The organism is Oligoflexus sp., from assembly GCF_035638955.1.
Taxonomy (GTDB): Bacteria; Bdellovibrionota_B; Oligoflexia; order Oligoflexales; family Oligoflexaceae; genus Oligoflexus.
On sequence record NZ_DASQYZ010000445.1, the window covers coordinates 1 to 6425 of the forward strand.

Genomic DNA, 6425 nt, shown 5'->3' on the forward strand with positions numbered 1-6425 from the left:
CAGCGTATGCAGGTCAGCACAATAGATTTGGGGAAATGTTTGCCTTTGAAACTGATGGCCATATCCGCTCCGTGGATAAGGTGATTAGCAAATATGGCCTATCATGGAGCCTCATACTACATTTTTTTTGCAACAGATCCCAAACTGGCCTTGGAGGAGATATCCTTCGATCTCAAAGAGTTGCTAGCCGACGTCATGGATCTATTTCGAGAAAAGGTGAGAGAAAAAGGTCTCGAGCTTCAGCTTTCTTTTCTTGAAAACATTCCCTCCAGGCTTCTCTCCGATCCAAGTCGCCTCCGTCAGATCCTTATAAACCTGATTGGCAATGCCATCAAATTCACAGAAAAGGGCGGAATTGAAGTCAAAGTTGAAGGGCATGAATCGAGTGATTCAACATTTCACGTGAAAATTCAAGTGATTGACACCGGCGTGGGAATATCGGCCGAAGCCATGGGTCAGCTGTTCCAGCCTTTCTCACAGGCTGATAACACCCATACCCGACGATACGGCGGCACTGGTTTGGGACTTGCCCTTTCCCAGCGTTTGGCGGCCGCGTTAAACGGGAAAGTCGAGATAACAGAGTCGCAGGTCGGGCAAGGCTCCACCTTCGCTTTCACCTTCAATGCTAACCTGGACGACAAAGACAAGAAATTGGGCTCATCGGCAGGCAGTGGCAAAAACTCAGAAAAATCTCTTTTGACTGGCACCCGGATACTTTTCGCCGATGACTCATCTGACAATGCCTTGCTCGCGGAACGAATTCTGACGAAACGTGGAGCCACAGTTGTAATCGCAACCAATGGTGTTGAAGCCGTGGAACTTGCAGGTAGCAGGGATTTTGATTTGATCCTCCTCGATATACAAATGCCCTACATGGATGGTTATCAGGCCCTTCGCTTACTGAGGCTGGAAGGATATAAACGACCAATTATTGCTGTGACCGCACACGCGATGTCGCATGAAATAAAGCAAACCTTAGATGCAGGATTCGATGCGAACATAACAAAACCTCTGGACCAATCAGTCTTGATCAATACTCTCGAAGTATGGCTCTCGAAGAATGGAATACGACGTCGCGTATTGTCGTCTTAAATGCGGTCTTCCGGAATGAATCAGGCGAATCAACCTCTCTGCTACGGCTCGAACCTGAGCCAGCCCAAGGCCCCCACCCCTTTTTGTTATCGCATTTCGCGGCGTGTACTCTTCGGTAGACCTGGAAGATGGCTTCCTGTTCCTCGGCTGGAGACTGTCCCACGGGCGAATATTTGGAAAGGTCCAACTCTTGATCTGACGGGAGCGGCTTTGATGTCACTGAGTCCTGCTTTCGCCGATCCCTTGAGACCGCATACGTCGGGCCAGCAGCTCAATGGTGTCTATCAATTCGTGCTGGTTAATGGGTTTGGTCAGATGCCCGGTGCAGCCCGCAGCGCGTGTGCGTGCCCGCTCCTCGGCCATGGCATGCGCAGTCAGCGCAATGATAGGCTTATCATAGCCATTCAAGCGCAAGGCCCGGGTTGCCTCATAGCCGTCCACACGCGGCATTTGAATGTCCATGAGGATCAGGTCAAATTCGGAGTGGAGCGCTTTACGGATGGCTTCCTCACCATCGTTTGCGATCTCAACGGCTGCTCCGTGCTTTCTTAAAAACCGGGCAATCAAAAATTGGTTGTCAGTCGAGTCGTCGGCCAAAAGCACCTTTAAACTCGAAAGACGCTCGTTTTGAACCCATACTTCCAGAACAGGGACGGATTCAGCTTTCCCTTCAGGCTCGTCCGTGCAGACCGGTTCATGGACCCCGCCCAGGAAACTTAAGAGGAAGGTGCAGCCCTGGCCTTCCTTGCACTCAGCTATCGTAATGTTGCCTCCAAGTGCATTCGCAAGGCGCCTCGAGAGCACAAGGCCCAAACCGGTACCTCCATACTCACGGGTTGTGCTATTGTCAGCCTGAACGAAAGGTTCAAAGAGCTTTTCCTTTTGCGATGCTGTCAGGCCTATGCCGGTGTCCTTCACACTGACCAAAAGCTCCACGCGACCATTGGCCTGAGGCGCGGATTTCACATTCACCCTGACACCACCCTTGGTTGTAAACTTCAAGGCATTGCCGATGAGGTTCACAAGGATCTGCCTTAGCCTGGTCGGGTCTGAAATAATATGCGGAGGCACGTCCTCCTCAATATTCAAAAGCAGGTAAATTCCTTTTTGTTTGGCTTTGTCCCTGAAAAGATCCAATGCCTCCTGCATAAAATCAAAGACCGAAACTTCAATCTCCTCGATATCGAGCCGGCCGGCTTCCACCTTGGCAAGGTCCAGGATGTCATCGATGATGCGGGTCAGGCCTTGGCCGCTGCGGACGACTGTATCAAGATATTGATCCCGTTCCTCCGGGCTCAAATCCGGTTCCCGGAGCAGCTCGCTAAAACCAATAATGGCTCCGAGCGGGGTTCTTATTTCGTGGCTCATATTGGCAAGAAAGGCGGTTTTGGCAAGATTCGCCGCTTCAGCCGTTCTTTTGGCTTCTTCGACCTGCTCGACTCGGCGCTTTTCCTCAGTAATGTCCAAGGTGATGCCGGACATGAACGGGCGTCCACCTATTTCATGGATTCGGCCAGACGCCCGGACCCAACGTGTTTCACCGGTTGCCGTCACAATCCGATACTCATCGAAATAATCCGTATTTCCCATTATCGAATCCTTAAGGGTTTGAGCCATACGCTCACGATCCTCTGGATGCATTATTGAACTTATCAGCTGGAAAGCATCCCCTTCAATATGTTCAAGTCCGAATATGGCCGCTGTTTCCTTTGAATATGCCGCGGCATTGGCCCCAAGATTGATGTGCCATGTTGAAATTTTGGCACTCTGCATCGCCAGGCTCAAACGGGCTTGGGTTGCCTTCAGCTCATCCTCCTGCATTTTCTGATCGTGGATGTCTGTGTTCGCACCCACATAACTTATCACGCGTCCGTTCCCATCTTTAATAGGCACACCGCGCACGAGGTGCCAGCGATACTCACCATCAGATCCACGCTTGAACCGCTGCTCCATATTAAAAGGTCTGCCTGCCGCGACCGCCTCGTACCAAAGTACATTGGTTTTGGCGATATCTTCGGGATGCATGGGAAAAGTATCCGGGTCATCCCACCTGGTTCCACGCGGCAGACCCAAATAAGCGTACCACCAGTCATTGTACCAATCCACGAAAGCATCCGGCGTCGCAGTCCAAATAATCTGCGGTAACGCATTGGCCAGTTGCCGAAACTTTGCTTCGTCGGCTTTAAGCCTCTCCCGGGAAATAACCTGATCCGTGACTTCAGCGCCAAGAACCATGACGCCATCAACGTTCCCATTTTTATCTCTTCTTGCTGCAAAGGTAAGATTGAAAAACCTGAGGCTATCGCCAACTGTAACCGGAATTTCCTGAAGCAAGTTCGTCATTCCGATTTGAAAGACTTCATCCAGAATGCGGTGCACCTCGACCGATTCAGGCTGTGCTTCGCGGACCGACTGTCCGGTCGCATCGAACCCCAGAATCTTGATATGGGCATCGTTGACAAACTCGAAGACGTGGTCCGGTCCCTGCAGAACACAAACCATTTCCTGAGAATGTCGAAAGAGATTGCGAAAGTTTTCACGCTCGTTTTCAACTGCAGCCTTGCTTTGCTCAATTTCTTTCCTGGTTCGGACTTCTTCCGTCACATCCAGGACAAACGCCAGAATTCCTTTGATTTGTCCGTCAGCCTGAACAAAGGGATAGAGGCCGAGATTGATATAATGATGCTGAATGTCGCCCGTTTCGTCAGGAATGCGCAGCGGCAGCTCCTTGCCGATATACGGTTTTCGTGTTTGATACACTCCGTCCAGAAGAGGAACAAAATGTGCGACCTCTTCCTCGACGAACGCATCCAGGAGCTTCCTGCCTGTAACTTTTCGGCCAACAAGTCGCTCATAGGGTTCATTCGCAAGGAAAAAGTGGTGCTCGGGCCCAAGCAGGATCACCATGGGAATGGGAGCTTGCATAAAAAAATCCTGGAGATCCTGCTTTGCACGTTGGACCTCAAAATTGAGCTCCTTCGCCTTTTCTTCAGCCACGTGTTTGGCTGTTACGTCCCGAAACACCAGCACGACTCCGGTAATCTTTCCATTCCTGTCGCGGATGGGAGCTGCAGTATCTTCAATGACAAACTCCTGGCCGCTTTTCGAGATAAGTGCCGTATGATTCTCAAGGCCGACCGTTAGGCCTTCTCTTATAACCCGTTCAATCGGGTTAACCGCGCGCTGCCGCGACTTCTGGTTGATGATATTGAAAGTCTTTAAAACGCAGCGGCCTTTTGCTTCGTCAAGAGTCCACCCTGTAAGGTCTTCCGCGACAGCGTTCATAAAGAGGATTTTAGGTTCCGCTTCGGCAGAAGTCGCAATCACGGCATCACCGATGCTTTTTAAGGTGGCGGAAAACCAGTCCTGACTCTGGAATTCATCCTTAACCTCGAGCAGCTTGGAGTCCAAATTGCTATTGGGTGACTCGTGTGAAATGCTCATTTGAACCCTTTTGCCCCATCAAGGGAGAGATATCGATAGTAAGTTGCGCGGGATATTTTGAGTGTTGAACAGATTTCACTGATTGATTTGGAATGATCCCGACTCATCTGCCTTGCGAGCGTGATTTTTGGATGATTGGACGGTAAGGGTTTTCGTCCGCCAAGCCTGCCGCGGGCACGGGCTACCTTGAGGCCGATATTGGTCTTTTCCTCAGCCATCGTGCGTTCGAAGCTCGCAAGACAGGCAAATATGTTGAAGATCTGTTGACCAGAGACTGCGGCTGTATTGATGGCACCATCCTGGAGAGATCTAAAATGCACGCCACGTTCTTTTAGAGTGAGCATGAGGGAAATTAGCTCAGAAATGGAGCAACCTATTCGGCATAACCGCAGCACCAAAAGAGTATCCCCTAGGGCAACTTTTTCCAAACACGTCCTTAGCCCCGGTCGGTTGAGATTGAGCTGATACCCGTCATCTGTGATGACTTCCTCGCATCCGGCTTCCTGCAAGGCCTCGATTTGGGCAGCCAGACTCATTTCACCAACAGCCGCCCGGGCGTATCCAATTCTTCTGGGCATAAGTTTTGAAACCTTTTTTGTTAGACCCAATTTGTCTCATCTATCATTGACGCATGCAAGTTTATAAGCATTTGATTGGTGAACTGGTTAAATAGAGCGATATCCATAGGCAACTATGCAATGTTTCATTTTGATAATATGAAAATATGACGCGATGGTATCCGCGTATGGCGTTGACCGCATCAGCTTCAACATCATGGAAGATCTCATGGGCGCTTCCGGCAAAATGCTGATGGGCCACGAGCTCAACGGGAAGCGATGACGTCAGGTCTTCGATATCGTCCTGGGTTGCAATCACATCGCGTCCACCCGATAAAACCAGAACAGGACTCTTGATCCTGCCCAGGAAATGTACTCGCATAAGCCTGAGCCACATATCCACCAAAGGAATGGCGTAGAATGATAGGCTGATCCAAACCAAGAGCTTCGCAGACGGAATAAACATCAGCGGCCCAGGTCGCGAGCGTCCATGAATGCGGTGAACCCGATTCGCTGCGGCCACTGCCGCGCTGATCCAGATAGATGACGGGGAAGTCACGGCTCAAAGCTTGCCCCAAGGCTCGATACGGTGAATGATCAATTCCAGGCCCGCCATGCAGGATAAGAATCGACGGACGTCGCCGCAAAACATGACCTGAAGGCTCATACTGGGGCCCTTCTGTATCGACAAACAGGCGAATGCCGTTCACTTTAAGGTCCACACGATCCTCCTGAAGCCCGATTCACGCCGCGGAGCGCGGCCTCCACTGTGTTATGTATAAAGGCTTCATCCATGGGTTCACCCGAAATGAGCCAACGAAAATAAACTGGGCCAAAGAGCAGCGACACCATAAAATCGCGGTCGATCGTTTCATCCAAAGGCGCCAGGAGCTGATGAATCAGTTGCCGTCGTTCCTGTTCCAGGTCAGCCATCAGTTCGGCCAACTGGGGCTCATGCCGAAGTTCCGAGACCACGTTACGAATCACGGAACCGGCCGGTGATTGGGCCAGCATGCGCGCCGTATTGCCCAAAAATATTTTGATGTCCTGGACGGGATCGCCCGAGCCAGGCAGGGACGGGTTGCTGGTTTCAAAAAGAATACGAATGGCATCGGTCACCAGAGCTGCCTTGCTTTTCCATCGCCGAAAGATAGCCGCCTTGCCCACACCCGCGGCGGCCGCAATGCGATCAAAAGTGGGCCGTCGAGAACCTGCCTGACTTGACAGATCCCGCATGGTCCCAAATCTGATAGTCCCGCATTCAATATTTTTGAATGAGCATGTCCGGCTTGACGCAATATGTGGATTGAAGGAAAAAGGATCTGCAACACC

Annotated in this window: 5 protein-coding genes; 1 reads left to right on the forward strand and 4 read right to left on the reverse strand. The window is 51.0% G+C overall.

Annotated features, from left to right (window positions below; translation table 11 throughout):
- The first annotated feature begins 93 nt into the window (after positions 1-93).
- On the forward strand, positions 94-1092 hold the full coding sequence (locus VE954_RS36570; protein WP_324962457.1) for an ATP-binding protein: 999 nt from the start codon (positions 94-96) through the stop codon (positions 1090-1092).
- A gap of 216 nt (positions 1093-1308) precedes the next feature.
- Here the strand turns inward: VE954_RS36570 and VE954_RS36575 are convergent, their stop codons facing one another.
- The 4 genes from VE954_RS36575 to VE954_RS36590 all read right to left on the reverse strand — a co-directional run.
- Positions 1309-4536 (reverse strand): PAS domain S-box protein, encoded by a 3228-nt coding sequence (locus VE954_RS36575; RefSeq protein ID WP_324962459.1) that lies wholly within the window; start codon positions 4534-4536, stop codon positions 1309-1311.
- Positions 4533-5114 (reverse strand): recombinase family protein, encoded by a 582-nt coding sequence (locus VE954_RS36580; RefSeq protein WP_324962461.1) that lies wholly within the window; start codon positions 5112-5114, stop codon positions 4533-4535. Before VE954_RS36580 ends, VE954_RS36575 begins: the two co-directional genes overlap by 4 nt.
- A gap of 245 nt (positions 5115-5359) precedes the next feature.
- Positions 5360-5815 carry an alpha/beta fold hydrolase gene (locus tag VE954_RS36585; protein ID WP_324962463.1) on the reverse strand — a complete coding sequence of 152 codons (456 nt, stop codon included), beginning with the start codon at positions 5813-5815 and terminating at the stop codon, positions 5360-5362.
- Positions 5805-6425 (reverse strand): TetR-like C-terminal domain-containing protein (locus VE954_RS36590; protein ID WP_324962465.1); only part of this gene is annotated, 621 nt, incomplete at its 5' end. The genes VE954_RS36590 and VE954_RS36585, both read right to left, overlap by 11 nt.

Bases quoted from the DNA above. Each gene is read 5' to 3' on its own strand.
- VE954_RS36570 (WP_324962457.1), top strand. From the start codon at position 94: ATGGCCTATCATGGAGCCTCATACTACATTTTTTTTGCAACAGATCCC.
- VE954_RS36575 (WP_324962459.1), bottom strand. From the start codon at position 4,536: ATGAGCATTTCACACGAGTCACCCAATAGCAATTTGGACTCCAAGCTG.
- VE954_RS36580 (WP_324962461.1), bottom strand. From the start codon at position 5,114: ATGCCCAGAAGAATTGGATACGCCCGGGCGGCTGTTGGTGAAATGAGT.